Source organism: Haladaptatus rarus (genome assembly GCF_054177585.1).
The window spans coordinates 93,090-118,872 of record NZ_JBPEHG010000014.1; the positions used below are offsets into that span (position 1 = coordinate 93,090).

Annotated in this window: 28 protein-coding genes and 1 pseudogene; 21 read left to right on the top strand and 8 right to left on the bottom strand. The window is 55.7% G+C overall.

What is annotated here, in order from left to right:
• Nucleotides 1-87: 87 nt before the first annotated feature.
• Complete coding sequence (locus tag ACR3FE_RS22110) at nucleotides 88-1,470, top strand: uracil-xanthine permease family protein (protein WP_458209865.1); 1,383 nt, start codon at nucleotides 88-90, stop codon at nucleotides 1,468-1,470.
• Between the two features lie 91 nt (nucleotides 1,471-1,561).
• Here the strand turns inward: ACR3FE_RS22110 and ACR3FE_RS22115 are convergent, their stop codons facing one another.
• Complete coding sequence (locus ACR3FE_RS22115; RefSeq protein ID WP_458209866.1) at nucleotides 1,562-2,110, bottom strand: hypothetical protein; 549 nt, start codon at nucleotides 2,108-2,110, stop codon at nucleotides 1,562-1,564.
• A gap of 222 nt (nucleotides 2,111-2,332) precedes the next feature.
• Between ACR3FE_RS22115 and ACR3FE_RS22120 the strand changes: the two genes are divergently transcribed.
• The 7 genes and pseudogenes from ACR3FE_RS22120 to ACR3FE_RS22150 all read left to right on the top strand — a co-directional run bounded on the left by ACR3FE_RS22120 (nucleotide 2,333) and on the right by ACR3FE_RS22150 (nucleotide 5,535).
• Complete coding sequence (locus ACR3FE_RS22120; protein WP_458209867.1) at nucleotides 2,333-2,749, top strand: helix-turn-helix domain-containing protein; 417 nt, start codon at nucleotides 2,333-2,335, stop codon at nucleotides 2,747-2,749.
• Nucleotides 2,750-2,943: 194 nt separating this feature from the next.
• Complete coding sequence (locus ACR3FE_RS22125) at nucleotides 2,944-3,150, top strand: hypothetical protein (protein WP_458209868.1); 207 nt, start codon at nucleotides 2,944-2,946, stop codon at nucleotides 3,148-3,150.
• 51 nt (nucleotides 3,151-3,201) lie between these two features.
• Entirely contained in the window at nucleotides 3,202-3,747 is a 546-nt protein-coding gene (gene hpt, locus ACR3FE_RS22130) for a hypoxanthine/guanine phosphoribosyltransferase (RefSeq protein WP_458209870.1), read from the top strand.
• A gap of 251 nt (nucleotides 3,748-3,998) precedes the next feature.
• A complete protein-coding gene (locus ACR3FE_RS22135) occupies nucleotides 3,999-4,490 on the top strand; it encodes a DUF7995 family protein (protein ID WP_458209871.1) in 492 nt (163 codons plus the stop codon).
• Nucleotides 4,491-4,553: 63 nt separating this feature from the next.
• A complete protein-coding gene (locus ACR3FE_RS22140; protein WP_458209872.1) occupies nucleotides 4,554-4,832 on the top strand; it encodes a ribbon-helix-helix domain-containing protein in 279 nt (92 codons plus the stop codon).
• A pseudogene (locus tag ACR3FE_RS22145) lies at nucleotides 4,825-5,087 on the top strand (type II toxin-antitoxin system RelE family toxin). Before ACR3FE_RS22140 ends, ACR3FE_RS22145 begins: the two are co-directional and overlap by 8 nt.
• Before the next feature lie 169 nt (nucleotides 5,088-5,256).
• Entirely contained in the window at nucleotides 5,257-5,535 is a 279-nt protein-coding gene (locus ACR3FE_RS22150) for a DUF7389 domain-containing protein (RefSeq protein WP_458209873.1), read from the top strand.
• Here ACR3FE_RS22150 and ACR3FE_RS22155 read toward each other — a convergent pair.
• The gene (locus tag ACR3FE_RS22155) at nucleotides 5,511-6,188 is read right to left on the bottom strand and encodes a right-handed parallel beta-helix repeat-containing protein (protein WP_458209874.1); all 678 of its coding nucleotides are present in this window, start codon (nucleotides 6,186-6,188) and stop codon (nucleotides 5,511-5,513) included. The genes ACR3FE_RS22150 and ACR3FE_RS22155 overlap by 25 nt on opposite strands.
• A 398-nt stretch (nucleotides 6,189-6,586) precedes the next feature.
• On the opposite strand from ACR3FE_RS22155, the gene ACR3FE_RS22160 reads away from it, so the two are divergent.
• From ACR3FE_RS22160 to ACR3FE_RS22205, 11 genes are all read left to right on the top strand, one after another.
• Complete coding sequence (locus tag ACR3FE_RS22160; protein ID WP_458209875.1) at nucleotides 6,587-7,660, top strand: hypothetical protein; 1,074 nt, start codon at nucleotides 6,587-6,589, stop codon at nucleotides 7,658-7,660.
• 213 nt (nucleotides 7,661-7,873) lie between these two features.
• On the top strand, nucleotides 7,874-8,089 hold the full coding sequence (locus ACR3FE_RS22165) for a hypothetical protein (protein WP_458209909.1): 216 nt from the start codon (nucleotides 7,874-7,876) through the stop codon (nucleotides 8,087-8,089).
• A 208-nt stretch (nucleotides 8,090-8,297) separates the two neighbouring features.
• Nucleotides 8,298-8,504, top strand: coding sequence for a DUF8012 family protein (locus tag ACR3FE_RS27815; RefSeq protein WP_472850193.1), 207 nt, complete (start codon nucleotides 8,298-8,300; stop codon nucleotides 8,502-8,504).
• A 62-nt stretch (nucleotides 8,505-8,566) separates the two neighbouring features.
• Entirely contained in the window at nucleotides 8,567-11,941 is a 3,375-nt protein-coding gene (locus tag ACR3FE_RS22170) for a GAF domain-containing protein (protein ID WP_458209877.1), read from the top strand.
• 243 nt (nucleotides 11,942-12,184) lie between these two features.
• On the top strand, nucleotides 12,185-12,442 hold the full coding sequence (locus ACR3FE_RS22175) for a hypothetical protein (RefSeq protein ID WP_458209878.1): 258 nt from the start codon (nucleotides 12,185-12,187) through the stop codon (nucleotides 12,440-12,442).
• On the top strand, nucleotides 12,439-12,780 hold the full coding sequence (locus ACR3FE_RS22180) for a DUF7344 domain-containing protein (RefSeq protein WP_458209880.1): 342 nt from the start codon (nucleotides 12,439-12,441) through the stop codon (nucleotides 12,778-12,780). The genes ACR3FE_RS22175 and ACR3FE_RS22180 overlap by 4 nt, the downstream gene beginning before the upstream one ends.
• Before the next feature lie 34 nt (nucleotides 12,781-12,814).
• Nucleotides 12,815-12,946, top strand: a complete 132-nt coding sequence (locus ACR3FE_RS22185; protein ID WP_458209881.1) for a hypothetical protein — start codon at nucleotides 12,815-12,817, stop codon at nucleotides 12,944-12,946.
• A 709-nt stretch (nucleotides 12,947-13,655) separates the two neighbouring features.
• Nucleotides 13,656-14,096 carry an SWIM zinc finger family protein gene (locus ACR3FE_RS22190; RefSeq protein WP_458209883.1) on the top strand — a complete coding sequence of 147 codons (441 nt, stop codon included), beginning with the start codon at nucleotides 13,656-13,658 and terminating at the stop codon, nucleotides 14,094-14,096.
• Nucleotides 14,097-14,222: 126 nt separating this feature from the next.
• Nucleotides 14,223-14,711, top strand: a complete 489-nt coding sequence (locus ACR3FE_RS22195; RefSeq protein ID WP_458209884.1) for a DUF7995 family protein — start codon at nucleotides 14,223-14,225, stop codon at nucleotides 14,709-14,711.
• 170 nt (nucleotides 14,712-14,881) lie between these two features.
• Nucleotides 14,882-16,027, top strand: coding sequence for a Fic family protein (locus tag ACR3FE_RS22200; RefSeq protein ID WP_458209886.1), 1,146 nt, complete (start codon nucleotides 14,882-14,884; stop codon nucleotides 16,025-16,027).
• 55 nt (nucleotides 16,028-16,082) lie between these two features.
• Nucleotides 16,083-16,358: a DUF7389 domain-containing protein gene (locus ACR3FE_RS22205; protein ID WP_458209887.1), complete on the top strand. Its 276-nt coding sequence runs from the start codon at nucleotides 16,083-16,085 to the stop codon at nucleotides 16,356-16,358.
• 23 nt (nucleotides 16,359-16,381) lie between these two features.
• Here ACR3FE_RS22205 and ACR3FE_RS22210 read toward each other — a convergent pair whose 3' ends face one another.
• Complete coding sequence (locus ACR3FE_RS22210) at nucleotides 16,382-16,792, bottom strand: helix-turn-helix domain-containing protein (protein ID WP_458209889.1); 411 nt, start codon at nucleotides 16,790-16,792, stop codon at nucleotides 16,382-16,384.
• A gap of 333 nt (nucleotides 16,793-17,125) precedes the next feature.
• Between ACR3FE_RS22210 and ACR3FE_RS22215 the strand changes: the two genes are divergently transcribed.
• Together ACR3FE_RS22215 and ACR3FE_RS22220 are read left to right on the top strand one after the other, a co-directional pair.
• Entirely contained in the window at nucleotides 17,126-18,052 is a 927-nt protein-coding gene (locus ACR3FE_RS22215) for an ArdC-like ssDNA-binding domain-containing protein (RefSeq protein ID WP_458209890.1), read from the top strand.
• 283 nt (nucleotides 18,053-18,335) lie between these two features.
• A complete protein-coding gene (locus ACR3FE_RS22220; RefSeq protein WP_458209892.1) occupies nucleotides 18,336-18,728 on the top strand; it encodes an ArsR/SmtB family transcription factor in 393 nt (130 codons plus the stop codon).
• Nucleotides 18,729-19,469: 741 nt separating this feature from the next.
• Here the strand turns inward: ACR3FE_RS22220 and ACR3FE_RS22225 are convergent.
• From ACR3FE_RS22225 to ACR3FE_RS22245, 5 genes are all read right to left on the bottom strand, one after another.
• Nucleotides 19,470-21,416: an archaea-specific SMC-related protein gene (locus ACR3FE_RS22225; protein WP_458209893.1), complete on the bottom strand. Its 1,947-nt coding sequence runs from the start codon at nucleotides 21,414-21,416 to the stop codon at nucleotides 19,470-19,472.
• 441 nt (nucleotides 21,417-21,857) lie between these two features.
• Nucleotides 21,858-22,535, bottom strand: a complete 678-nt coding sequence (locus ACR3FE_RS22230) for an IS6 family transposase (RefSeq protein ID WP_458209894.1) — start codon at nucleotides 22,533-22,535, stop codon at nucleotides 21,858-21,860.
• A gap of 232 nt (nucleotides 22,536-22,767) precedes the next feature.
• A complete protein-coding gene (locus ACR3FE_RS22235) occupies nucleotides 22,768-23,871 on the bottom strand; it encodes a mandelate racemase/muconate lactonizing enzyme family protein (protein ID WP_458209895.1) in 1,104 nt (367 codons plus the stop codon).
• A 107-nt stretch (nucleotides 23,872-23,978) separates the two neighbouring features.
• Entirely contained in the window at nucleotides 23,979-24,800 is an 822-nt protein-coding gene (locus ACR3FE_RS22240; protein WP_458209896.1) for a fumarylacetoacetate hydrolase family protein, read from the bottom strand.
• Between the two features lie 4 nt (nucleotides 24,801-24,804).
• Nucleotides 24,805-25,596 carry an SDR family oxidoreductase gene (locus ACR3FE_RS22245; RefSeq protein WP_458209897.1) on the bottom strand — a complete coding sequence of 264 codons (792 nt, stop codon included), beginning with the start codon at nucleotides 25,594-25,596 and terminating at the stop codon, nucleotides 24,805-24,807.
• Nucleotides 25,597-25,783 lie beyond the last annotated feature (187 nt).

The window sequence follows — 25,783 nt, forward strand, 5'->3', positions numbered from 1 at the left end:
CATCTAATCTAGCTTCTCGAAGTCTATTGCTGCCGGTGTGCCAATTAATACCTAGATATATGGTAACGCAGCAAATATCCCACAGTCATGTCGAGTGAGAACTCCGACGTCGACATTATTTATGGAGTCGATGACAAACCACCGTTGTTCGAATCAATTCCGTTAGGGTTGCAACATATCCTCGCAATGATCCTACCAAACATAGCACCACCGCTTATCATCGCAGGTGCAGTAGGACTTGCAACAGGGCAAACAACGTTCCTTATTCAGATGGCACTTATTTTCGCCGGACTTGCGACGATTGTGCAAGCGATTCCAGTTGGCCCAGTTGGCGCACGTCTCCCCATCGTGATGGGAACGAGTTTCGCATTCGTCGGCGGTATTATCGGCGTTGCGACACAGTACAGCCTCGCAGCAGCCTTCGGTGCGTGTGTAGTCGCAGCCGTTGTCGAGATTTTCATCGGCTGGAAGTTTGAGTGGTTCGAGTCATATTTCACACCACTCGTGAATGGGTTGATTGTTGTGATTATCGGCCTCTATCTCATCCCAGTTGGAATGGACTACCTTGCTGGCGGCGTCAACGCCTCAAACTACGGTGCCCCAGTTAACCTCGCTGTCGGTGGTCTTGTGTTCGCTGTCGCAATCGGGCTTAATCAGCTGTTCTCAGGCTATCTTCGAATCCTCAGCCTGCTGATCGGCATCGCTGTCGGCTACGTTGCTGCTGCGATATTCGGCCTTGTTGACTTCTCCCCCGTTGCTTCAGCAGGGTGGTTCGCCTATCCGGTTCCGCTTAAATTCGGTATCGAGTTCAAACCGATCCCAATTCTCATTCTGGGGGTGTTGTACATAACCACCTCAATGGAAACGATTGGACACATTTCTGCAATTACAGCCGTCGAAGACCGCGAACCGGAGGAGTCGGAACTGAAAGGCGGCCTTATTGCAGATGGGGTAATGAGTGGCCTAGCGGGTGTTTTCGGGGCCTTCCCGAACACGTCCTTTGCACAGAACGTTGGTGTCGTTACGTTCACTGGAATCATGAGTCGGATCGTTGTCGCCATCGGGGGTGTGATCTTGGTGCTGTTTGGTTTCGTTCCAAAGGTAAGTGCAGTGTTCGCGACAATGCCAAACCCGGTTCTTGGCGGTGCAACACTCGTCATGTTCGGAATGGTGCTATCAAATGGATTCAAAATCCTCAATGACAACGTCACGCTCAATCAGCGGAATATGGTAATTATCGCTGCATCCATCGGCGTCGGTCTCGGTGTTGCCACTCGTCCTGACGTCCTTCAGCAACTCCCGAAGCAAGCGCAAACGTTCTTCGGTGAAGCTGTTGTGATGACTGCGTTAATTTCGCTTATCCTTGATAACGTCGTCCCCAAGGATACCAGTCACACTCAGCAAGATACCGCTGACGAGAGCACTCCACAGGATTTCACTCCCACCTCCTCTACTGATCCCGACGACTAAAACTGCTCTCGTATTTTTCGCCCATTGAATCGGATGGTAACAGCGACGCCTGAAAGTGTGGAGACGTTCCATCTATCTGTATTATTTGACTTTAGTCAACATCATATGAAGATAGTAACCCTTCTCCACTGAGCAAAACAATACCAAGAGCTATCAAACCCATACTTGCAATTTTTATTTCGAATATAATCTGCCCGACTGAAATGCCCGGATTTGGATTAGTAGGAGTTCGAAAGAATACCCAGAGCAACCATGTCCACCCAAGTATAATGCCTATCAAAGAACCTGGAAGTAACCAATTCTGCTGGATTTGCTCAGTAATCGGTGTGGATTGTTGCGTCTTTTCGTGTGATCCTTCAGGCTTATACTGATGTGCTTTCGATAGATGCGGCTGTAATATTGTATAAATGCCCAGCTCTACTGTCACCGCCACTGCTATCACGGCCGGAATTGCAATCAGACCCATCCCATACGCTTGATAAAAATAGATCGAGCTCCCTATGCACAACGCTACAAGAAACCCGAGATCTCTCTCGCTGAATGTATCTCTAAGAAACTCGGTGAGAGAATCATAGTTTCCCGAGGGATGGTTCATCGTAGGTTTCGTGAAGCAGTCATCATAGTTAGCTTTTTTGACCATGAAGTTTGATCGGTTCTGTCGGACTGATGACGCTGGTACGGCGGTATGGTGACGGCCTGCGAGCAGTGGATCAACGGTTTGCCCAGCTCATGAGAGACTGGTATTTAGGTGGATGGCAGTTAGCTTATTTGTACCCGTTTCTGAAAAACGCCACGTGAAATGAATGGTGAAGAGATACCTTATCCCAAAACATTTTACACACCCCTTTCGTGAAATACTGTAATGAAGCACTTAGAGAGCGTTGCAGTCGATGAACTCCAGAATGCGCTCGATGACGTGGATGACGTTCACGCAACGAAACGGCTCATGGTCGCGATTGCCTATAAGCAGGGTGTCTCACAGACAGATCTAGCCGAGTGGTATGGGCTCTCTCGCAAGACAGTGTACAACTGGCTTCAACGATTCGAAGATGACTCAATCAAGAACGCTGCCAGTGATAAGGATCGCCCCGGTCGCCCGCCAAAACTCGATGACAAAGAGCAATCTGAAGTCTCCCAACTACTGCAAGAGTCACCTGCAAACGCCGGATACGGCGCTGATGAATGGAGTGTGTCTCTTGTTCAAAAAATGTTAGATGAGCAGTTCGGCATTACATATTCGCGTACTAGCGCCTATCGACTCCTCGATGAGATCGAGTAATCTATTCTGAACCACCTTTTGACAGCGAGAGAATCTCGCCATTGCCGGCGGGCGTGAATCGCGTCACTCCACCACGCAAACTACCGACTACGACACGGCCACCACTCGCCGTAATTTGACCAATTAAGCCACTTCATACCCTGGACACGAGTGCAATTCACGGGGAGAGAGCCCAGCTGAGAAACCGCTGGTTGATGACTCGCCGCGACGCGGGGCTCCCGTGGCGGAGCCACCAAGACACTAGCGTGACCGAGGCCGCCCACGGCGAGGGCGACGCCAGAGACCACGCTGGCGCACACGTCTTGCAACCTCCACTCGGTCACCGACCGAGTGTTCCACCTGTGGTGGAAGCCCCGCCGTTCACGGCGGGCGAGGACGTCACTTGTCCTCGAATCCACTGATCTGCTAATAGAGAGCGAACCGCTTTTCTGCTGGTTAGATAAACGAATTTCATGGAACAGCTTCGCAAGTCACTGCACGAAGCACCGATTATCGACAAAGATGGGTATCAGTATCTCGTTCATCCGATTAGTAATGGTGTGCCAATGCTCGATCCTGCATTGCTGCGGGAGGTCGTAATCGGAGTTGCGCGTGCGGCAGACTTAGACGTCGACAAAATCGTTGCTCCGGAAGCGATGGGCATCCACATCGCGACCGCCCTCTCGCTGCAGACGGATATTCCCCTTGTGGTTATTCGCAAGCGATCGTACGGCCTCGAAGACGAAGTGGCACTTCATCAGACGACTGGTTACTCGGAATCGGAGATGTACATTAACGATATCGACGAAGGTGACCGTGTGCTCATCGTCGACGACCTGCTGTCGACGGGTGGAACACTGGCGGCTATTTGCGACGCTCTCGACGATATCGGCACGGAAATCGTTGACATCGTAGTCGTCATCCGAAAAGTGGGCGAGACCGCGCTTGACGAGACTGAGTACGAGGCGACGAGTCTTATCGATATCAGCGTTGACGACTACAAGGTTACGATTCACTAAGATGACCATCCTAGGGTCGGTGTAGATATCGGTCAGATGTCTGACTGCGAGTGTGCTGAACTCGGTGGCTTTCCCTGTTGGGTGTGTGTGCGAACCGGACGATGTGACCTCTCGGTCGAGTAGCGGGGTATCGAGTGCCCGTTCGCAATGCTTCCAGCGAATTTATCTGCCCCGTGAGAGGGTGCCGGCGCATCGATGGTGAGTTGCATGCTGTGAATTCTGTCGAAGGAGTTCGTCGGCGAGGTGAACCAATGCACCAGCTAATCTACGCACTCGTTGAAGCACCGACTACAGATGACGCCCTCGCCAGCGGAAAGGCAACATTCGACCGACTCGTTGGCGCAGGTCCCGATAACGCGGCCGTCTTCGATTACTACGTGGCATTCGATGAGGAGAGTTCGACCGTCGCAGGCAAGGCTCGATGGGGTGAATTGCCGGTCGTGGCACCGGTCGATTCAGCCGACGGTGAGGAGCTGGTAGAGCGTGGCTGGACGGCAACCAGACAGGAGTTCGAACGGAATCTCGACCGAGTGCGAACGGCGGTCAACGAGTTCAGTACTGACGAACTCATGCACGACACAGAGCTCGCTCGGCACGCCTGCTACAATCTCGGCGCGTACCGTGGGCCGTCACTCTTCCTCTACGATGCATTCGGTGGGGCGATTCGGCATCGGGGACAACTCGATCGTGTCCTTGCTGCAGATGAGCAGCTGTGGATCATCCCAGCGGACGTTCACTATTAACACCGTGCCCAATGCAGAAATCGAACCGAAGCATCTTTTTGTGATACGTGCGTATCACAGCGTATGAGCACTGACAGCGACGCCGGTTCAGACGGGGAAATGGAAAAGATCAACGTCCGGGTACCACGCGCGCTACTCGCCCAGATTGACGAGGTTTGGGAACAGCGTGGGTATGCGAACAAATCCGAGTTCATCCGCGACGCGCTTCGTGACGCGGTTACTCCCTCAGCACAGTTGTCTGAGGAGGCACTCCAACATCTTGCCGAGAGTCGTGACCAGCGAGAACAGGGTGAGACCGTGTCGCACGACGATGTGAAGGAACATCTCGGCATCGATGACTGATATCGAGTGGACACCAAAAGCACTCGAACTGCTCGAAGGACTCGATCCGAAGCCCAGGAACGGCTAGTCAAGAAGCTCGACGAGGCAAAAGACTGGACGTCCCATCGCCTCGAAAAGCTCACCGGCTACCCCTACTACAAGCTACGCGCTGGTGACTACCGTGCCATTATCACGTGGAATCGGGACGACGATGTTCTTATCGTCGAAGCCGTGGGGCATCGGCAAAATATCTACGACCGTCACCTCCCACCGTAACTCGTCGAGAGCTCAAACGTGCCCACTCAAATTGTACCCGACAGCACTCGCTGACTACGAGCGGTGATCGGTGAACTGAGCAATGGCCCTCCCACACGAGTCGAATGAGGAGAGCGTTTTTTACCCCCTGTAGGGTACGGGGGCAGACAGAGACCCTCGCGGAGTACACATGACTGAGTCCAACCCAGTACCAGAGACAGACGTCGAATCGAACCCAAAGCGCGAGGCATCACCTGAGACGGAGTACGTCGAACGGACTGACGTCGGCGTCTCACTCACGGTGAAGCTCACGCGTGGCACTGGCACCCGTGATCAGGACACGATCACGGCCAAAGTAAAGGCGACAACACTAGACGAAGCGCGGGACGACATGAAGACGCTGCGGGCGTACATCAACGATCTCGCCGCGGACGTGCGACAGATTCAGCCGGAGGACGAGACCGAGTAGCGTCCCCGAGAGCCGGGTTTCGTTGTCGCTGTCGTTCCGTTCGACCCAGACCGATAATCACCCCAACTAACGTTCCCGGCAACGTTGTGTTCGATATGTGCTGTCGAGACCGAGAGCTGGTGACTTGAACGATCAACAACGAGGCCGAAGAGATTGTTCGTCAGCCGCACCTCTGTAATGGCGACGTGAGTACTGTTCCATACCGTGATTCCTTCGGCGTTCTTCCACGCATCGGTATTCTGGATCGTGATATCAGAGCCATTGGCGACGTGCACACCGCGATTCCAGCCCGTCGTTTTGACTGACCGAACGGTTACATCAGTCACGCCTCGAGGGTGCGAGACGGAAATCGCCGTGGAATCGGTGGCGCCATTCCCACGAAGCGTATGGCCCCGTCCTTGCAGCGTGACGTGGCTTTCGTTGACTCGAATACAACTATCCGACAGTTTCCCGCCCTGAATATCCTGCGTCAATTTATACGTTCCCTCGTGTGAGATGACGGTACAGTGCGAGACGGGCTGGGGCTCGTCCTGTGTCAGGCCATCGGTGGAGGGATGGTGAATCATGAGACTGGTGGCTGCGAGGAGCACCCCAAGCGTCAGGACGACAACCACCCATCGTGTAAGGGACTGGCGGAAAGGGGTGGGAACCATTAGCAGTGAGTGTGAAAGAAGAGGAGAAAAATCGTCTGGCCACCAAGTGACTTTTGTCCCTCATTTTAGTCTGGGTAACGACACTTGGCATGTGTTACGGATTCCGATTCCTGTCTTGAAAATGAGATTCGTTTCTTATCGGTCATGGGCCAGAAGTACCAAGTGGGTATCCATCTTTCCACAAAAGGAGAATCGATAACGAGCGAGGAGAGTCACCGGATATGCAACCACGTTCTGAGGGGCCAAAGCTGGCATTTTTTCTCATCATAACGGGAATACTACTTGTCGGGGTGACATTCGGTGCTAGTTGGGCACTTGCACCGAACACGACGAAGATAACATCCCAAACCAATACGACGATCCTTGTTGGGGTTCAGGGCCCAGGCTGGGGTGGGAATGTGACCGCCCTCGACAACAATGGCAGTGTGCAGTGGAGCATCGGGGACGCAATCAGTTACCAAGGCGTTTCGTATCTCGACAATGGAACAGTATTAGCGACCTATGCCGACAAATATCGGCGGTGCGGCCCGTACACGCCGCCCTGTAAACGAACAGGCGTTCGGTTCATCGACCTTCAATCAAAGCCGACGGTCTCCAGTGAGTGGAGTTATCCAGTTCGCACGAGGAAAGACAGCGAAGTTCACGACGCAGAGATGCTTCCCTCAGGAGAGCTCCTTGTCGCGGACATGGAGTACGAGAGCATCTACACGAATAACCTTTCAACCGGACAGCAAACGTGGGTCTGGAACGCAAGTCAGTATTATGACGCCCCGTCAGACCCCACAAAAACCGACTGGCTCCATATCAATGACGTCGATCGAATCGGACAGGGTCGATATCTCGTCTCAGTCCGGAACACGAATCAACTCATCATCGTCGAGCGCGGAAAAGGGGTCGTTGAAGTCATAAACAAGGATCGCGATCCAACACTACTCAACAAGCAACACAATCCCCATTGGCTTGGGGATGGAGCCGTCGTCGTAGCGGACTCGGAAAACAATCGCGTGGTCGAACTGCACAAAAACGAGTCGACGGGACGGTGGGAGGAAGCGTGGGTCGTGTACGAAGTCGATGGAATCCCTCTCGATTGGCCACGCGACGCCGACCGCCTCCCCAACGGCCACACGCTGATCACGGATAGTCGAAACAACCGCGTGGTCGAGATACGGCAAAATGGAAGCGTCGTCAACAGCTATCAGGTCCCGAATTTGCCGTATGAGGCCGACCGAGTGCCGTACGATGAATCGTTCGGACAACCCTACGGAGTCGCGGGGTCGGACAATGAGTTCGGTGAACAAAGTTTGGATATCCCAGTTCTTACCGTACTGCTTGCAGGCGCCCAGCACGTCGTTCCGCTTCCATTTTGGGTCTCCGAGTTACATGTCTTCGCAGTGCTTGTCGCCGTTAGCCTGTGGGTTGTGGCTGGGGTGATGCTGTTAAAAGCGTGGTGGACATCGAGAGCATCGACCTGAGCTGAGACAGTCTGCAATACAAACGGTTCCGGCGCGCGGTGCAGACCGCAGGTGTGGTGCTCAAACTCCCCGACGCGTCATCGGTGAGGTCGTTGGCCCAGACACAGACATTGTTCAAAAAGCGCTCGACATTGAGTGGTTCTGATGTCCAGAATTACGGGCAATGTTGAGAGAAGGAACGCTTCAAGTAGCGGGGGCCATGAGCAGGAGCTAATGCATCCAACGACGCAGTCATTCGTTGAGCGCATCCGAACCCAATTTGGAATCGATGTCGACGTTTGTGAATTCGAGAAAGGGACGAGTACGGCAGCGGATGCAGCAACAGCAATTGGATGCGAAGTTGAACTCGCGAAGAACTGGTACGAGGGGCGTGTCTCGGTTGCTGGGACCGGGTGGTCGACCATCCACGTCCCTGAGCGCGGTCGGTAGTGGGAGTAGCTCACGAAACAATCTCTTTTCTTTTTTGTGTGCCAGACCGACCCAGACCCCACCGCCCCACCCTCCGCTCCGTGCTCGCTTCGCTGTGCGCGCAGCCACGACCACATACTGGTGGTTACGACTGGTGCAGACCATCAATGGAAGACACCATCCTCCCCGCCTCGTTTTTCCGCGCCGGAAGTCGGCGGAGGCGCACAGGATGGCTCCACAGGACGCCCCCGGCTACCGACTGCATCGCGCGCTCAGCAACCTCAACAGTAGGATGAAGTCCTGTATGCGGATCTCAGTGGACTCAATCCAATCGACACGTAGCTATCAGACACTTCTGAGTGAAATGTTCAATCGTTCGCTAATTCGATTTGATAGCTGGTCGCGTCGAATTCGTGTATATAACCGTTTCCGTTGAATGTATTCTGCAATCGATTCTATTGACCGAATACTTTTGCATGCCACTCGCCAACTGCGTGTATGAGTTCGTTCGCACCGTCTCCCGACGCTGTTCTCGCGGAACTCGACGGCCTCGGGCCGCCTGGCACCCCGGTAACCACGCCGGAAGTCGCCGAGCACTTCGACTGTACGAACCGGACGATCTACAACAGACTCGAAACGCTTGTCGAGGACGGCGTCATCGAGACGAAGAAGGTCGGCGCTCGTGGGCGGGTGTGGTGGCAGCCCGTCGGTGATGACGAACCCACCGAACACGATTCGGGGGCGACCGTCACCGAGTCGACGTTCCGACAACTGTTCGAGAACGTCCCTGGGCTCTACCTCATTGTGGAACCCGAGGACTACGAGATCGTCGCTGTGAGCGACGCCTACCTAGACGCGACGATGACCGAGCGGGCAGAAATCATGGAGCAGACGCTGTTCGAAATCTTTCCCGCCGACCCCGTCGACCCGAACCCAGAAGGCCCGCCCCGGTTACGGAAGTCACTCGAACGAGTGAAAGCAGAGCAAGAGACCGACGTGATGCCAGTGACGTTCTATCCGATCCCTCGCCCCAACTCCGAGGACGACGAGTTCGAGGATCGCTGGCGGACCCCGACGAACGCGCCCGTGGTCGACGAATCAGGAGACATTAATTACATCATCCACCGCGTCGAGGACGTCACGCCGGTCGTCCGCCAGCTCCAGGCCGACGGCGGCGAGGCGGTACTCGACCGCCTCGATACCCGCGACTCCCATCTCGCGACGGACATCATGCTGCGCGGCCAGGAACTACATGAGGCCAAAGAAGCCGCCTACGACCGACTGCGCGAGAGTGAGAAGCGCTATCGTACACTGTTCGAGTCAGTGCCCGTCGGTGTCTTCGTCTGTGGTAGCGATGCAGTCATTCAAAACTACAACCGCCGCGCAGCACAGCTTTGGGGTCGGGAACCGACGATCGGTGATCCCGACGAACAGTACTGCGGATCGCAAGCTCTCTACCGTCCCGACGGGACGCAACTCCCACACGAAGAAAGCCCGGTCGCTGAAGTATTAGAAGATGGACAACCTATCCGCAACGTGGAGGTTTCCGTCGAACGGCCCGACGGGTCGCGCATCCCCGTGACAGTCAATTTCACCCCGTTGAAGGACGCCCAGGACGAAACCACCGGAGTCATCACGACGTTTAACGATATCAGCCAGCGCAAGCAACGGGAACGGTTATTGGAGGAACAAAAAGAGCTGCTGGAACGGATCGCGACAGAGGTTCCACTGGAGAAGTGTCTCTCCGCACTGTGTGGCGCTGTCCCGAGGCTCAGTCAGGGCGTCCGAGCGAGTATCATGCTCGCTACCGACGACCGCGACTCGTTTCAGCGCCCCATCGCCCCAGACCTGGACTCATCGTGGGGAGAGGGGCTCGAAGATGCACCGATCAACGACCTCATGATCGGCACATGCGGAGAGGCGGTGTTTCGCGGCGATGGCGTCATCTGCGAAGACGTTACCACTGACGACAGATGGTCAGAGGAATGGCGTGAACTCTGCGTTGCAAACGATGTGCTCGCTGGGCACTCAGAACCCATACGAGACGGGGACGGCGAGCCCGTGGGCTCGTTCATGCTCTGTTTCGACGAGCCACGCACTCCGAATGAGTGGGAACACCGATTGGTGGACTTCGCCACCTATATTGCAGGTATCGCGGTCGAGCGCCAGCAGTCGCGGCAAGCACTCAGACAGACCAACGATTCCCTTGAACGCCTCAACGACGCGTGTCGCGAACTGATCGACGCCGATACAGAGGAGATTAGCGACCGCGCCCCGGCACTCGCACAGGACGTCCTCGACGCCGACTACGTCGCTCTGTGGCGCTACGACGATCGGACTGGAGATATCTACGAGCATACCCGACACACGAGTGCCAGCCTCGACCCCCAGGCAGTCGAACTCTCCGACGAATTTTCCGACCAGGTCTGGCAGACGTTCATCGGCGATGATGCCGATGTTGATAACGATCTCGGTCGCCCCCTGTGTACGTCATCGGAGTCGCGGCTGCGGAGCCGGGTGCTCGTTCCGCTCGGAAGACACGGCGTCATCTGCGCTGGGTCGACACACACTCGGTCATTCGATGAGCGGACAGTCGACCTCATGGAGACGATTGCCGCGACCGTCGAGACAGCGTGGAATCGCGCCGACGGTGAACGGGAGCTGAAACGGAAAAACACGGAACTAACGCGTCTCGACAATCTCAACACGCTCATTCGGCAGATCGACCAGGCGCTCGTCCAGGCCGACTCGGTCGACGGAATCGACGAAGCCGTCTGTGACCGGCTCGCGGAATCTGCGCTCTTCGAATTCGCCTGGATCGGCGAGTTCGACGCCGATAGCGACGGGGTCGAACCGCGCGCGTGGGCGGGAATCGACAGCAGTTCGCTGGCAGATCTCACGGTCGAGGGCGACAGACCAGGAACCGATGGGAATCCCTTCGCGTCCGCGATTCAGATGCGGGAGACACAGGTTATTGATGACATCGCAACTGACGCGCGGGCTGCCCCCTGGCGCGAGGTCGCTTTGGAACTGGGAGCACGCTCGTGTCTTAGCATCCCGCTCGTGTACAATGAGTTTGTCTACGGCGTCCTGAAGGTCTACGACGGAACTCCGCAGTACGACGAGCGCGATACTGACGTGCTGGCGGAACTTGGGCAGACAATCGCCCACGCGATCCACACCATTGAAACCAGAGAAACCCAACGGACGGATAGTGTGATTGGACTCACACTCCGCTCGGAGGGCGCAGAAACCCCGCTGTGTCGCCTCGCCCGAGAAACGGGCTGTGCAATCGAGTTCGAGGGGTTCGTGCGAGAATCGGACGGCGAGATGACCGTGTTCTTCACCGCGACGGATATTGTATCCAGTGAGCTGTTAGCTGCCGGTGAGAAGTCGCTCGCCATCGAGGAACTGCACCATCTCACTGACCGTGACGAGGGCACCATGTTCAAAGCGCAGCTGGCCGATCCGGTGCTCCTCTCACACGTCCTCGACCGGAACGCAACGGTTCGCTCGCTCTCCATCGATGCGGGAACCGCGACCGCCGTCATCGACCTCCCGGAGTCGGCTGACGTCCGCGAATTTGTCGAAACGATTCAGCAAACGGTTCCCGATCTCGAACTCCTTGCTCGACGCACACGAACCCGCTCGCCCGAGATAGAAGGGACGCTCCAGAGCGTGTTCGAGAACCGCCTGACGCCCCGCCAGCAGGAAATCCTCCAATTGGCCTACCGGAGCGGGTTCTTCGAGTCGCCCCGCGTGCAGACGGGCAAGGAACTCTCCGACGTGCTCGACCTCTCACAGTCGACGTTCAACTATCACCTTCGGGGTGCTGAGCGCAGCATCTTCGAGGTGGTGTTCGACCCCTCATGAAGAGCAGTTTTTGTTGAAAGATGTTCCCATCTAATTATTGCGGGTTGAGCTATCTGCATCGAAAACTCGTGATTTTATATCATTCCCTGAATATGTGGAGAGCCAGTGGATAGACGAGGCACACATAATGGTCTGCCGGTAATCATTTGCTGTGATTAGCATCGCAATAGTGCGATTGAATCTGCCTAACGTTCGCACTACTCCGAGGTGTTCCTTTCCTCGCTGTAATTGGAATTGGGGGGTATGACCATCGACCGGCAGGGAACCGATTCAGGCGGCCGCACGTACGCAGCCTGGTCTTCTCCTCTAGAGGAAGAAGTGCCTACCGAGATGCTCAGTATCCTGAGCCAGCCTCACAACCGACACATTCTGCTGGCCCTCCTGGAACAAGACGCCCCGATTAGGGTGGATGAACTCACAGCACACGTTGCAGCAGCCAGCACGACCACGAACAGTACCGGGAGGACAGAGAATTACGAGAACAGATACTCCGAATCATGATCGCGAACAATTCGTCATCACCGCCGTCGCTGGATCGGTTTCTGGACATCCTTGCGAATAAGTACCGTCGGCGACTGCTCGTCGCACTGCTCGAGCATAACCCACAGGACGACGACGATCCACAGATTCCTGCTGACGTCGACCTCGAGGATGATGAGGTAGAATCGCTCCAGATTCAGATGAACCATACGCACCTCCCTAGACTCGAAGACGCCGGGTTCATCGAGTGGAATCGAGATACAAACGCAGTACGGAAGGGGCCTCAATTCGATGAGATTCGCCCATTGCTGGAGTTGATGCAGAACCACGCTGACGAACTCCCCGACGATTGGCTCTGAGTAATTCACCCTGTGGCGGGCATCGCAGAAGACGATGGTTCGTGAGGGTGAGACGGTGGAGTTGCGGTCAGTCGTCACAAACTGGTACGAGGGGCGCGTCTCGGTGGCCGTGATCGGGTGGAGCGACATTCACGTCCCCGAGCGCGGTCGGTGGTGGGACGCATAGTCGGCTGATATAGCCCTCTTTTTTGTTAGGTGCCGAACCAACCCAGACCCCACCGCCCCACCCTCAGCTCCGTGCTCGCTTCGCTGTGCGCGCAGCCACGACCGTACTACGAAGACGGTTGATTCGAGTAACGGAGAGTGAAACTCGATGATACACGCTTCACAGCGGGGAATGACTTCGGGTCATAGTTAACCAGCATCTTCGCCGGTTGGTTGAGTGAGCTTGGAATTCGGTAAAGTCCGATAATTGAGGTCAGTTGCGAAATCAGACCTCAATTTACCTCGATCTTTTTCATAATGACTGCAAGGCGAAAACCCGCGCCTTTAGGCGTGTGTCGATATCGCCCGGTTTCTGAAGCAAGCACGAAATAATGACTTCAAAGCCGACCGGATATTGATATGAACTTTTTATGAATTTGGATACACAGAGTATCTATGGAGAGTGAGGATATCCGCCAAATACCTCAGAAAGGAGGGATAGAAACATCTGCAGCGACGATAGAGGTGCCAGTTCCAGAAAAAACCCAGATTTGTACAGACATAAGGCGACGGATAGCCTCATCCAAATTTTAATAGACTGGCCATTCGACGAGTACATGGTTCGAACCCCAGACTAGTCCCGAAAGTCACTGCTCGATCGATACCGTTCACAGCCATTTTTCGCCCCCTGACGGGTGCGGGGCGCATTGCACGTGCCTCGCGGAGATACAATGTCCAGTGACGACCACGTCCTCTCTCAACGGACATTCACATATCGTGTCGTAAAGCGCGCTCAGTACGAAGCCCACGAGTTTACAGTTGATACGAGGGGTGTCCGTGTTCGGAATGCGAGTCACGCGAACCCGGACGACCACGAGTATCTCGTTACTATTCGCGATGGAATCCCCGTCGCCTGTGAGTGCCCTGCGGATACACACTGCGATGGTGCGTGTAAACACCGGGTTGGCGTCGCTATTCGAACGCCACTCCTGAAAGCCGCAGCTGAGTACTCACTCGTCGCTGACGGTGGCACACAACCAAAAGACGGGTACGACCATTCCGGGGACGGTGAGGATACCGGTCAGACGTCAGACTGCGAGTGTGCTGACCTCGGTGGCTTTCCCTGTTGGGACTGTGTGCGAACCGGGCGACGCGACCTCCCGGACGAATAGCGGGGTATCGAGTGCACGTTCGCTTCTCTTAGAGAGGTTATCTGCGCCGCGAGAGGGTGCCGGCGCACAGATGGTGAGTTGCATGACGTGAATTCTGTCGAAGGAGTGCGTCGGCGAGGTGAACCAATGCACCAGCTAATCTACGCACTCGTTGAAGCACCGACAAAAGACGACGCACTCGCTCGTGGAAACGCAACGTTCGACCGGCTCGTTGGCGCTGGCCCCGAAGAGGCTGTCTTCGATTATTACGTGACGTTCGATGAAGAGGGTCCGACCGTCGCAGGAAAGGCTCGCTGGGGAGAGTTGCCTGTTGTAGCGCCAGTCGACTCAAACGACGGAGAAGCGCTCCTAACGCATGGGTGGACAGCAACCAGGCAGGAGTTCGAACGAAATCTCGAACGGGTGAAAGAGGCCGTCGACAAGTTCAGCACCGACGAACTCATGCGCGACAAGAATCTCGCCCGGCATACCTGCTACAAGCTTGGCGCGTATCGCGGGCCGTCGCTCTTCTTGTACGACGAGTTCGGCACCGCGATTCGGCATCGCGAACAACTCGATCGCGTTCTCGATACAGACGACCGGTTGTGGATCGTGCCGGCAGACGTCCACTACTGAAGAGACGATCGGTTGAAGAATCTCTGTATGAGCTGCACAAAGAGACTGAGTTGAAGGTTGAAAATATGCCGTTCACCCTCGTTTTTTACACACAAGTTTCTGGACGAGCCGTTCGTATACCCCGTATAAAAACAGCTATACCAATAGAGAAACAGAGTGGTACTACAGAAATGCCCACGAGAGAGCTGCCGGACGGTGCACCGGGAAAGTACGTACCGTCCCATCCGAATCCGTACTATTCACCGGAATCGCTCTCAGTAGAGCCGAAGCTTGAGATTTCCGATCAGACACGTGACCTCGTGGCCGATGCCGCGTATCAGATTGGCCGTGTTGACGGGATTAGCTCGACAGACGACTTTTCGGCAGTTCTCTACACCTCTCTCATTCGTATCGAAGCCGTCGAATCCGCGCGTATCGAAGGAGCGGATGTTGAGTATCAAGATCTCGAAGCGTATCACACACAACACTCCTCAGATGAGACTAACCCAACAATCGAAAAAGACCTCAAGGAAGCACTAAACTACGAAAACGCGCTGAACTACGGGCTCGACAGAATCGAGAGTGGGGATCCGATAACGCTCACACTTATCAAAGAACTTCACTCGATGCTCCTCGAAGGTGTCCGGAACGACGGTGACGTCGTCGGCGACTTCCGCGACCACATGGTTCATCTAACAAGTCCCCGGTCGGGACAACGCCCATTCGTCCCACCGACCCCGGAAGGCCTCAATGGACTCATGCAGTCGCTTGAGTCGTATATCCAGATGGGTGGGCAGTACCATCCACTCATCGACGCTGCTATCATTCACTATTTCTTCGAGACTGTTCACCCGTTTTCGGACGGCAACGGTCGGCTTGGTCGACTTCTCATTATCCTTTACCTGACGAGTGAAGGCTATCTCGAGAGTCCGTACATCTACCCGAGTGCATATTTCAATCGCCACAAAGTCGAGTACCTCGAGCGGATGCGTGCTGTAAGTGAAGAGGGTGCGTGGGATGAGTGGCTTACGTTCTTCATCGAAGGGCTTCGAAGCCAAGCCGAGACGTCGTATGACCGAACCCAACAGCTCCGAGAACTCCAAAAGCGGTACGAGAAAGAGTATCCTGGCAGTACGAACACGGACAAGTTTGCTCGTCAGTTGCTTCAGTATCCGTATTTCACGGCTCCAGACCTCGTGGAGTACCTCGATGTCTCACGTCGAACTGCCTATAAGATTGTCGACGATCTCGAAGCAGATGGGCTGATCGAAGAAGTGACTGGAAAGGAACGCGGAAAAGAGTACAAAGCGGTCGACGTATTCGATATTCTCGAGTGAGTTTTTGTGCCCCCGAGGGGTGCGGGGCACAGCAGATGTGCCTCATAGAGTATACATGACTGAACCCAACACAGTACCCAAGAGTGGAACTGAGACGAAACAACAGCGGAAATCAACAGAGACGGAATACGTCGAACGGAGTGACGTCGGCGTCTTGATCACAGTGAAACTGAAGCGGGGAACCGGAACCCGAGATCAAGATCAGATCGAAGCCAAGGCAAAAGGCAAAACGCTCGAAGATGCTCGCGAGGACATGGAGACACTTCGAGAGTACATCCACGAGCTTGCCGAGGAAATTCGACGGATTCAGCCAGGCGACGAAGACGAATAGCGTTTTTGTCGTCGACCAACTGGTCAGCGTTCGGGTCGGGGTGCATCTTCATATCGCTGCACGGCGTCCGTCTTTTCAACTTGTGAATAGATCGTGTGAAGCGTATCCTCCGCACGTAGTAGCTTATGGGCCTCAAGAAATCGCCGACCATCGTCACTCAGCCCGTAGAACTTGTACGGAAGGTCGTTCTGCCGGCGGTCGCTCGAGAGTACGACCTCTTCGACGATGTCCACGTCGATCAGGTGCTGAAGGTGCTGGCGAACCGTCGTCTGGCGCTTGCTTGGATTCACATAGTCCAGTTCCTTCAGTGTCGGCAGTTGTGCTGGGTGTCCCAGAATATCTTGGATCAAGGAGAACCGCGTTTCCTGGGTGACGACGTTCAACCGTTTGCGCTCACGGTCGAGATCGGCTGGTGATTGGTCTGAGTCGCTCATTATTTGTTGATGCTGGCACTTCATGCACAAGCGTTTCGCTTAGAACTACATCATCTTGGAGTGTATCGGTTTCTGATGATAGATATATCGTGAGTGATGGAACTGGTGAGTCGTTGCTCATCTCTGACGCTGGCCATTATGGAGTGGCACCTGAACGCGCTAAACGAGCCGGTGTGACTGCGCTCGTCGCTATACTTCTCTCCTATACATTCTCTCCATTACTCTGATTCTGCTCGGGTCGCCGGTGACACGAATCGTACTACGTGACAGAGTTGTTTTTCTGCCCCTGACGGGTGCGGGGCACTTCACATCGGAGTGTTCCAGAAAGAAATCATGGCGATACGTGACTCTGCAGCGGTGTCGTTCGACGACGCTGACACCCGACGCGACGAGATGCACAGCACCATCGAAACGTGGGTTGGGAAGCTAATCGACCTCGTTGACGAAGCAGTAGCGAGCGACGAGTTCCAGAAGTGGCTCGATACCCAATCACAGTTCCATGACTACTCACATCAGAACACACTCCTGATCAATCAGCAGTGTCCAGATGCGACGAAAGTAGCCGGGTACAACACGTGGCAGTCCGAATTCGACCGGCACGTCAAGGAAGGTGAACATGCGATTTGGATTTGGGCGCCGATCATCACGAACAAGTGTCCTGAGTGTGGGAATTCGCCTTCCTATCATGAAGCCAGTGACTGTGAGTACGACGAGACACCAGCAGAAGACTGGTCAAAGGGACTTGTTGGGTTCAAACCAACTGCCGTCTTCGACGTATCACAGACCGAGGGTGAGCCGCTTCCCGAACTGGACACCGAAGCGAATGGCGATGGCGAGACTCTCGTCCCTCCGCTCCTCGAGGCATCGGATGAACTCGGCGTTGATGTTCGCGTCGTCAATGATGATGAATGGGGATATGGTGAGGCAAAAGGCGTCTGCACCAAGCGGAATAGGTTGGACTGCCAGCCGGTCGTTGAGGTGAAAGCACGAGCGAATCACGCCGATCTTGCCGTGACGCTCGTCCACGAATACGCGCATGCACTGCTTCACTTCAATGTCGACGACAAGACTGAGCGATCGAAACGTGAAGTCGAAGCTGAAGCCGTGGCATACGTCGTCGGGCGGTACTTCGGATTAGATACGAGTGGGTCGGCATTCTATCTGGCCGCGTGGCAAGGTGACGACCCGGAGGTGATGCAAAATCGACTTGGGCGAATTAGTAACACGGCAGAAGAGATTATCGAGGTGATCGAAGTGTAGGTGAACTGCCTCGGGGTCACGCCCCGAGGTACTCGCCTCGAATATCTGTAGAAGAAGCGCATTCACGATAATCCTGGATGGTGTGACTGCAGTCACGCGTATTTCGTGGCTCTCATCAGCAGATAGTCTTCCCGTTCAATAATTTGGAGATGTGAGTGAACTGCCTTGGGGTTTGACCCAGAGATACTTGCCTCGTATCTCTGTCGAGCTTTAGCCGACGTATATAAATAGAGTGCCGGTATCAATATAAACTTTAAGTGAGAAGACAAAGAGAGTCTTAGCTATGGAAAGTAGTGCGAATATTGATTCGTGGGGTGGATCGAAACTCATCCTCGATATACCTACGCAGGACACGAATCTATTCAAGAGCCAAACAGTCCACGAGATACTCTCATTTTTATGCCGCTATCACACTGACGAGTTTTCCATTACGGAACTAGCGGATGCCGTGGACTACTCACAACCAACCATCTCGAAGGCCGTCGGTATCTTGGTCGCTAACGACCTCGTTGTCGCCCGGCGTGAAGGGAACACCAAGCAGATACACATCAATCGTGGGCGATTGTCGCGTCCGGACGACCCCCTCGCGCTCGCCTGCGGCAAGCCGCAGGACTCGCATCCTGCACGTGAATTCGGCTGCTGTCTCCCAATCGAGCCGTCTTTTCCCATCAGCTAGCGATGGAAAGAGAGACCGACCCCGACTACTCCTCAGATTGCGTTTGATTCTATCGATATTCGTTTGTAGGACCTCTATATCCCGAAAACGTGGAAGATAAGACTACAGTGGGTAAAGAGGGGCAATGATGCGTGTTTATAGCCGAATTGGAGAGCGAAGAAGGGCTTGAGCTCGTCTTCAGCCTCAACTGGCGCTCATTCATCGGTAATTGGGTGGTCGTTGCAAAGTGTAGAATTGTACGGATGACACACGAACGAGTGGGCGCTCTGACGATTACTCTACCGTTTTCGTCGACAAAGTCGAGTCGACTGCTCAGTCCTAATCGAAAGCAAGCAACGAGATAACTCAACTGTCGACTAGAAAACTATCAGAGTGGTGTCGTATTTCTGGGTGAGACTATGGAGGGGTGCAGCAGGCGGAATCATGCCCCGTCGACAAAATCTAGCGGCAGTGAGCAGCGCTTTGTCCCAATGAATATTGTGTATTATGTACAAAACAGGATGCCATATGTCCTGGGATTTGGATTTACGTGGACCTACTCACTGCATTCACCAAACCCCTCGTCATCGTCGGCTTCCTCCATACCAAGCCCGGCGGCCCATTCCGTTTGATTCTCGAGCAGTCACCGAACTCGAAATTGTAGACGCAATCCCGGAACAATCGCAGGCACTCTCCATTCCAGACTATCCCTTCGACTAAACGTCGATGGAACCAGCGATGTTCGACGGAATCGACGTCGAGTTAGATGTTGGTTATCCGCTGATGGGCTTCGTTGAGGGCCGCGTCGTCCTCGGGGAGGAGTGCGACGACGGAATAGTCGGCATAGTCGCTGAAGTACTCGACGAGAGAGGCAATCCGGTCGGAGTCGATGGCTTCGAGCGAGTCAAGCACGATGAACGGCAGCGTCTCGTACACCTCATGAACGAGGTAACCCGCGAGCGCGAACATCAAACCGGTCACTTCGCGTTCGCTCTCGGACAGGTGGTCGACCGTGTCCTCGTATGCTGTTCCCGCTTCCGTCTGTCGGATGACGTGAAGCTCAAACTTGGTCTGTTCGACTTTGCGACGACCTTCGCGCACTTCGCGTTCGACCCGCTCGATCCAGATTCGGTCGATGTTCTCGTACTCTAGAAGGTTCAGTACCGTCTCCATGTTCGTGTTGAACTCCTCGACGGCCTGTTCTTCGATCTGGTCGATCTTCGTCCGATAGTCGACCAGTTCCTCGGATACTGACTCACGCTCAGATTGCAGCGCCTCTCGTTCCTCGAGCATCTCCTGGATGGACTTGATCTCGGACTCGACGTCCTCGAGGTCCTCACGGAGTTGGCCGAGTTCGAACTCAAGCTGGTTGGTCTCCTTGTGTTTGTCAAGGGTCTCTTCGAACTCGTCGCTCTCGAGCGACTCGACCTCTGTCTCCAGTTCGTTCAATCGGTCCTCTAACTCCGCGCGGTCATCCCGGAGATCCTCGACGCGCTGTTCTCGATTTTCGATTTCGTCGTCGATCCCTTCGAAGCGAGTTTCAAGTTGCTCTCGTCGTTCTCGATTTTCGCGTAGGGTTTGCTGGCGATCTGTCAATTCTTCGAGTTCGTCGTTGATTTCGCTGACGGTTTCGAGTTTCTGCTCGCGGAACTCACAGAGTTGGTCGAGCGTCGTCTCGATCTGGCTCTTCTCGACCTCGCTCCCGCAAGTCCAGCAGGTCGTCTGCGATTCAACCAGCTGGTCGGTGATCGACCCGTCCGACGCCACATCTTGGTCCAATGCGTGACGAATGTCGGTCCGGTCATCCTCCAGCATCTCCTCGTTGAACTGTACTATGTTTTGGAGTTCACTGACCATGCTGTTGATGGTTCGCCGGCGTTCGCGGAGCCGGTTCAGCTCTTTTTCGAGATCGTCCTCGTTAACTGACTGAGCGTCCGGCAACGCAGAGAGTTCCTCCTCGACTTCTGCTCGCTCTTCAGTGAGGGATGTGATGCTCTTGGATTCGGTCTCGATATCTCGCCGGACGCGGTCAAGTTTCGAACGGGTCTCGCGGAAGTCGTCGAACTTTGATTCGACTTCCTTCTTCTCCTCACGACTCTCTTTGACCGTGGCGTCCAGCGACTCAAGTTCCGATTCGGCCGCTTTGAGTGCTGAACGCTTCTCGTCAATCTCGGTTTCGAGCTCTTCGCGTCGGCGCTCAAGGTCAGTGAGGCGACGCTCTTCGCTTTCGATCTCCCCGAGGCGCTCATCGATTTCACGTCGTTCGGTTTCAAGGCGCTCGATTTCGGCCTGAATCTCGTCAGTGTCGATCGGCCGCATGATAAGTCCGCGCAGGTCGTCGCCGCGTTCGATGGCCCGACGGGCTTCGTTACCTTCAAGCAAGAACGTGAACAGGTTGGCAAGTTCGGGGTCGTCGAGATACGGATCACCCGATAGCGAGATTGAGTCGCCGCTCCGAGTGAGCGTTCGCGTGTATCGGCGGTCACCGATTTGTAATTCGACCGCTCCGTTCTCGGCGTCACCTTTGAGCGATGCCTGTTCGCTTCCGAGCGCGAGCATGATCGCCTGCAACAGCGATGTTCGGTTCGTGGCGTTCCGCCCTGTGAGGATGGTCACCCCAGGTTCGAACACTGCTTCAGTTTCGGAGATGCCACCGATGTTATGGGCTTGAACCCGGACATCTCCTTCTTCGACCTGTTCTGTGCTCATAGGAGAAGCTTTGCGCGAACACATTTAACGGTATTGAAGGCTCCTGTACAGCACAGTACGGAACAAACGTCAGTGAACGTGCCGAAGATTCGTTCCCAGTATCGGGGGAGAAACTTCGGTGGAAACACTTCTAATGCTTGAATCGGAAACCCCGGTACGAATGACCGGAAGAGGACGTAATTGATCAGCTGTCTCCGAACGGCGTTGAACAGTGCCATCAGCTGAACAAAAACTGCTCCGAATGCAGTCGTGTCGTGGACGAACACCATCGTGGGTCGTTACTGGACGCCCCGGTTCGAACCCGTGACGTCAAAGAGACGGGTCTATTGTCAGTGAAAGATGAAACAGTAGGTGAGATGCGGGTCTGGAAAACCAAAGAACGTCAAGGGAACCGGATACGATAGCACGGGTCTCGTTGCAGCAAGATTTGATCGGCACTGTCTAGTTTAGCTCCTCCTCGAGAGGTGTTCGATTGTCGAGCGATTGATGCGGTCTCTGCTGGTTATAGTAATGCACAAATTGTTCAAGCCACTGCTGGACGCTCGGCCGACTGCCGACCCACGACGTGTGAAAGCGGTCGATGCGCATTTTAAGAGTGTGAAACCATTTTTCGATCAGGTTTCGCTCGGTGTAGTCAAGCTGACCGTTCAATCCAATTCGAAAGAGGGCAGTCCGATAGCCGTAGCCATCAACGAGAAACACCGCGTCCGAGAGATCGTGTTTCTCGGCCAACTGTCCGAGAAACACAGCCGCTTGATCAGTGCCATGCCGATCAAACACGTCGATACCGAGCAGCAACTTTGTTTCGGTGTTTATTGCAGCGTACACCCAAGACCACTCGCCGTTAATCTTGACAGCGGTTTCGTCCACCGCGACCCGCGTCGGCGTTGCCGACGGCGGGTCAGAAACGCTGTCAGCCAGCCGATGCACCCACTGAAAAATTGCCTGGTGTGACCGTTCTACGTCGAACAGCGCTAGAATTGCTTTTGTCTCTCTGAGAGAACAACCGGTCGCATGGAGCCGGACGGCGAACACCCTGACGGGCGTCGCCGTCCGTTCATTCTCCCAAGTTTCTTTTAAATCCGCGTCTAAGCCTTTACTGAGCAGGTTTGCGAGCATCTCTAGACAAGTTACTCAACAACCTGCTCGTTCCTCAAACTGGCTCAACTAGACAGTGCCATTTGATCATATATATCATCGTATTGAACGACCTGCTTGAAGAGTAAACCGCGTCCCGATACGCTAATCACACTGGGTGAACGTATCGCCGCCTCCGTCTTCGATTCGCTAGTCTCCGAACGAAGCGGGCCGTCTCCGTAGAAAGCCGAACGACGACTTCTGGCAGGGTTTCTCACATACGGAACTCGTCGAGTGCATCGCGGTTGAGTTCGACCCCGTGGCCGGGACGCTGCGGGAGTTGAATCATCCCGTCTTCTGGTTCGACGGGGTGTTCCAGAACGTCGTCGAACGCCTTCACGTCCGAGTCGCGGTAAAAGTACTCTATCCAGAGTCCGTTCTCGATGGCCGCCAGCAACTGGATGTGGAGGTCCCAGTTGTAGTGGGGTGCGACCGGGATGTCGTGGCACGCCGCCATGTTGACGACACGCATCCACTCGGTGACCCCACCGACCACCGATACGTCTGGTTGGACGATTTCGACGGCGTCCTCGCGGAGCAGGTCCGCGAACCCGTAGCGGCTGAACTCCAGTTCACCGCCGGCGACGGCGTAATCGAGCGCCTCGTTGACCTCGTGATAGAGGTCCAGGCTGTCTGGCATTACCGGTTCTTCGATGAAGTACGGGTCGTACTCAGCAAACTTTCGGCAGGCGCGTACGGCCTCTTGCTTGTTCTTCCACTTGCCGTTCGCGTCCATCAGGAGCGTCCGGTCCGGACCGATGGCTTCGCGGGCGACGCGAACTCGCTCGACTTCCTCTTCGAGGGGTTTCCGGCCAACTTTCATCTTCACGACATCGTGGCCGCGGTCGACGTACGTCTTCATTTCCTTGCGGAGATCTTCTAGTCCCTTGCCTTCTCGGTAGTACCCGCCGCTGGCATACGCCGGAACCGCGTCGGCGTGTCCGCCAAGTAACTTGTAGAGCGGCATGCCGGCCGCCTTGGCTTTGATGTCCCAGAGTGCAGTGTCGATACAGGAGATGGCCCGTACCATCACGCCCTTCCGGCCTATCTGGACCGTGCCGTCGAACATCTTGCGCCAAAGGCGTGCGGTGTCGCGAGGGTCTTCGCCCTCGACCATCGGCGCGAGGACGCTCTCGACCGCCTGCGCGACGACGTCCGCGCCGCCGTAGCCGAGCGTGTATCCCACACCTTCGGTTCCGTCCTCGGTGCGGACGTACACGATAGTGTGGTCGCGCTCCTCGACGACGCGGGTGGCGAAGGCGACCGGTTCCTGTAGCGGAATCGATACTGCTAAACTCTCTACTTCTTCGATTTTCATGGGTCTCTGTTAGTTGGGTTGGTACGCTTTGTCAGTTCGGGTTGTTTGCTCTCGATGCTCGTTCGACGTTCGAATCCGGCGTCCGACGGCTATGGCCAGTCGAAACGTCATCCGACCACATCTGAGTTGGCAGCCCCGACGTGCTCGACCTCGGCGGTGACGGTGTCACCAGGCGTGATACGCTTCGCGCCAGGCGTCCCCGTCGAGATGACGTCACCCGGTTCCAGCGTCATGACCTCCGAGTGGAACGCCACGAGTTCCCGCGGGGTCGTCATCATGTTTCGAATGCTGTTCTCCGCGGCGATCTGCCCGTTGACGACGGTCCTGACCGAGATGTCGTCGAGGTTTTCGACTTCGTCGGTGGTCACCAGCGACGATCCAAACACGAGGAAGGAGTCGAAGCTTTTCGCGCGTGTCAGGAAGCGCGGATTTTGCTGAAGGATGTCCTCCGCCGTCATATCAATTACTGGAACATATCCGGCGATGACGTCGTCTACGTCTGCGTCGTCGACGTTCTTGCACGTCCGTCCGATGACGAGTGCGAGTTCGGCCTCCGCCGTAACGCGGCCTGCGACGTCCTGTGGGGGAAGTCGGATGGGACCACCCGGACCGGTAGCCGTCGTGGCGGGTTTCATGAAACTCGCCGGCTCTGTCGGTCTGTCCTCGTGGAGGTCCGACGCGTGGTCGGCGTAGTTCAGCCCGATACCCCAGAGTTTCCCCGGCCGTTCGAGCGGTGCCGCGAACGAGAGGTCGTCCTCGGGGACGTGGGCGGCCGACGCCGCCTCCGGCGACGGGAGGCCACCGGCGGCTGCCAATGGGAGCGCGTCTTCGAGCGTCGTAAGCGACGGGTCCGCCGCCGACAGCGGGACGAACCCCTCGTCGTCGCCGAGCATTGACCGACCGTCAACGGTTCGTGCGAGTCTCGGCATCGGTCTACAGGTTGGATGCTCCCTGTCCGCCGTCGACGGGGATCGCGACGCCGTTGAGGAAGCTCGAGTGTTCTGAGGAGAGGTACGCGACGACGTCGCCGAGCTCCATCGGGTCGCCGATGCGACCGAGCGGATTGATGTCGCCCTTCGTGTCGAGGCCCTCCTCATAGCTGTCGTACTTCCCACGGTCGACGGCCGCCTGGATGAGTTCCCGCTGGCGCGCCGTCTCGTGGGGCGCAGGGAGAACGGCGTTCGACCGCACTTCGGGCGCGAACTCCTTCGAGAGCGTCTTCTCGAGTCCGATGACGCCCATCCGGACCGAGTTCGACAGCACGAGCGAGGGAATCGCCTCCTTGACGCTCCGGGAAGCGATGGTGACGATGGTCCCGTCGTCCCCGTCGCGGAGGTAGGGTGCCGATTCGCGGGCGAGTCGAACGACGCTCATCACGAGCAGGTCGAACGCGTCGTACCAGTCCTCGTCATCCATCTCCATGAACGGTCCGCTCGGCGGGCCGCCGGCATTCGTGACGAGGTGGTCCAGACCACCGAACTCCCCGACCGTCCGGTCGACGAGTCGCTCGATGTCGTCGGCGTCCGTGAGGTCACCCTGCACGCCGACGACGTCGCCGTCAGCGACATCCTGTACGTCCGCCACGGCATCGTCGAGCCGGTTCTGGTCTCGACCGTTAATGACGACGTTTGCGCCTTCGCTCGCGAGTACCCTCGCGGACGCCTTCCCGAGACCACTGCTCGATGCGGCAACGAGGGCCGTGTTCCCATCAATTCCGTAATCCATGTTGGACGTAAGGATATCGGAGGAGGTTTTGTAAAACTGTTCGCTGTGCGGAAATATTCTCCGGTTTTGGCGTTCCTAAACCGTATTCTGAAGAATTCATGCACCCCCGACTGCCTGCACTTGCGAATCACCGCTGACAGCACCGCAGCCTTGCGGTTCCAGACGACCTAGAGGTCGCGACGAGCCG

Coding starts and splice junctions, on each gene's coding strand:
- ACR3FE_RS22110 (WP_458209865.1), top strand. CDS start 88: ATGTCGAGTGAGAACTCCGACGTCGACATTATTTATGGAGTCGATGAC.
- ACR3FE_RS22115 (WP_458209866.1), bottom strand. CDS start 2,110: ATGGTCAAAAAAGCTAACTATGATGACTGCTTCACGAAACCTACGATG.
- ACR3FE_RS22120 (WP_458209867.1), top strand. CDS start 2,333: ATGAAGCACTTAGAGAGCGTTGCAGTCGATGAACTCCAGAATGCGCTC.
- ACR3FE_RS22125 (WP_458209868.1), top strand. CDS start 2,944: ATGACTCGCCGCGACGCGGGGCTCCCGTGGCGGAGCCACCAAGACACT.
- hpt (WP_458209870.1), top strand. CDS start 3,202: ATGGAACAGCTTCGCAAGTCACTGCACGAAGCACCGATTATCGACAAA.
- ACR3FE_RS22135 (WP_458209871.1), top strand. CDS start 3,999: ATGCACCAGCTAATCTACGCACTCGTTGAAGCACCGACTACAGATGAC.
- ACR3FE_RS22140 (WP_458209872.1), top strand. CDS start 4,554: ATGAGCACTGACAGCGACGCCGGTTCAGACGGGGAAATGGAAAAGATC.
- ACR3FE_RS22150 (WP_458209873.1), top strand. CDS start 5,257: ATGACTGAGTCCAACCCAGTACCAGAGACAGACGTCGAATCGAACCCA.
- ACR3FE_RS22155 (WP_458209874.1), bottom strand. CDS start 6,188: ATGGTTCCCACCCCTTTCCGCCAGTCCCTTACACGATGGGTGGTTGTC.
- ACR3FE_RS22165 (WP_458209909.1), top strand. CDS start 7,874: ATGCATCCAACGACGCAGTCATTCGTTGAGCGCATCCGAACCCAATTT.
- ACR3FE_RS27815 (WP_472850193.1), top strand. CDS start 8,298: ATGGCTCCACAGGACGCCCCCGGCTACCGACTGCATCGCGCGCTCAGC.
- ACR3FE_RS22170 (WP_458209877.1), top strand. CDS start 8,567: ATGAGTTCGTTCGCACCGTCTCCCGACGCTGTTCTCGCGGAACTCGAC.
- ACR3FE_RS22175 (WP_458209878.1), top strand. CDS start 12,185: ATGACCATCGACCGGCAGGGAACCGATTCAGGCGGCCGCACGTACGCA.
- ACR3FE_RS22180 (WP_458209880.1), top strand. CDS start 12,439: ATGATCGCGAACAATTCGTCATCACCGCCGTCGCTGGATCGGTTTCTG.
- ACR3FE_RS22185 (WP_458209881.1), top strand. CDS start 12,815: ATGGTTCGTGAGGGTGAGACGGTGGAGTTGCGGTCAGTCGTCACAAAC.
- ACR3FE_RS22190 (WP_458209883.1), top strand. CDS start 13,656: ATGTCCAGTGACGACCACGTCCTCTCTCAACGGACATTCACATATCGT.
- ACR3FE_RS22195 (WP_458209884.1), top strand. CDS start 14,223: ATGCACCAGCTAATCTACGCACTCGTTGAAGCACCGACAAAAGACGAC.
- ACR3FE_RS22200 (WP_458209886.1), top strand. CDS start 14,882: ATGCCCACGAGAGAGCTGCCGGACGGTGCACCGGGAAAGTACGTACCG.
- ACR3FE_RS22205 (WP_458209887.1), top strand. CDS start 16,083: ATGACTGAACCCAACACAGTACCCAAGAGTGGAACTGAGACGAAACAA.
- ACR3FE_RS22210 (WP_458209889.1), bottom strand. CDS start 16,792: ATGAGCGACTCAGACCAATCACCAGCCGATCTCGACCGTGAGCGCAAA.
- ACR3FE_RS22215 (WP_458209890.1), top strand. CDS start 17,126: ATGGCGATACGTGACTCTGCAGCGGTGTCGTTCGACGACGCTGACACC.
- ACR3FE_RS22220 (WP_458209892.1), top strand. CDS start 18,336: ATGGAAAGTAGTGCGAATATTGATTCGTGGGGTGGATCGAAACTCATC.
- ACR3FE_RS22225 (WP_458209893.1), bottom strand. CDS start 21,416: ATGAGCACAGAACAGGTCGAAGAAGGAGATGTCCGGGTTCAAGCCCAT.
- ACR3FE_RS22230 (WP_458209894.1), bottom strand. CDS start 22,535: ATGCTCGCAAACCTGCTCAGTAAAGGCTTAGACGCGGATTTAAAAGAA.
- ACR3FE_RS22235 (WP_458209895.1), bottom strand. CDS start 23,871: ATGAAAATCGAAGAAGTAGAGAGTTTAGCAGTATCGATTCCGCTACAG.
- ACR3FE_RS22240 (WP_458209896.1), bottom strand. CDS start 24,800: ATGCCGAGACTCGCACGAACCGTTGACGGTCGGTCAATGCTCGGCGAC.
- ACR3FE_RS22245 (WP_458209897.1), bottom strand. CDS start 25,596: ATGGATTACGGAATTGATGGGAACACGGCCCTCGTTGCCGCATCGAGC.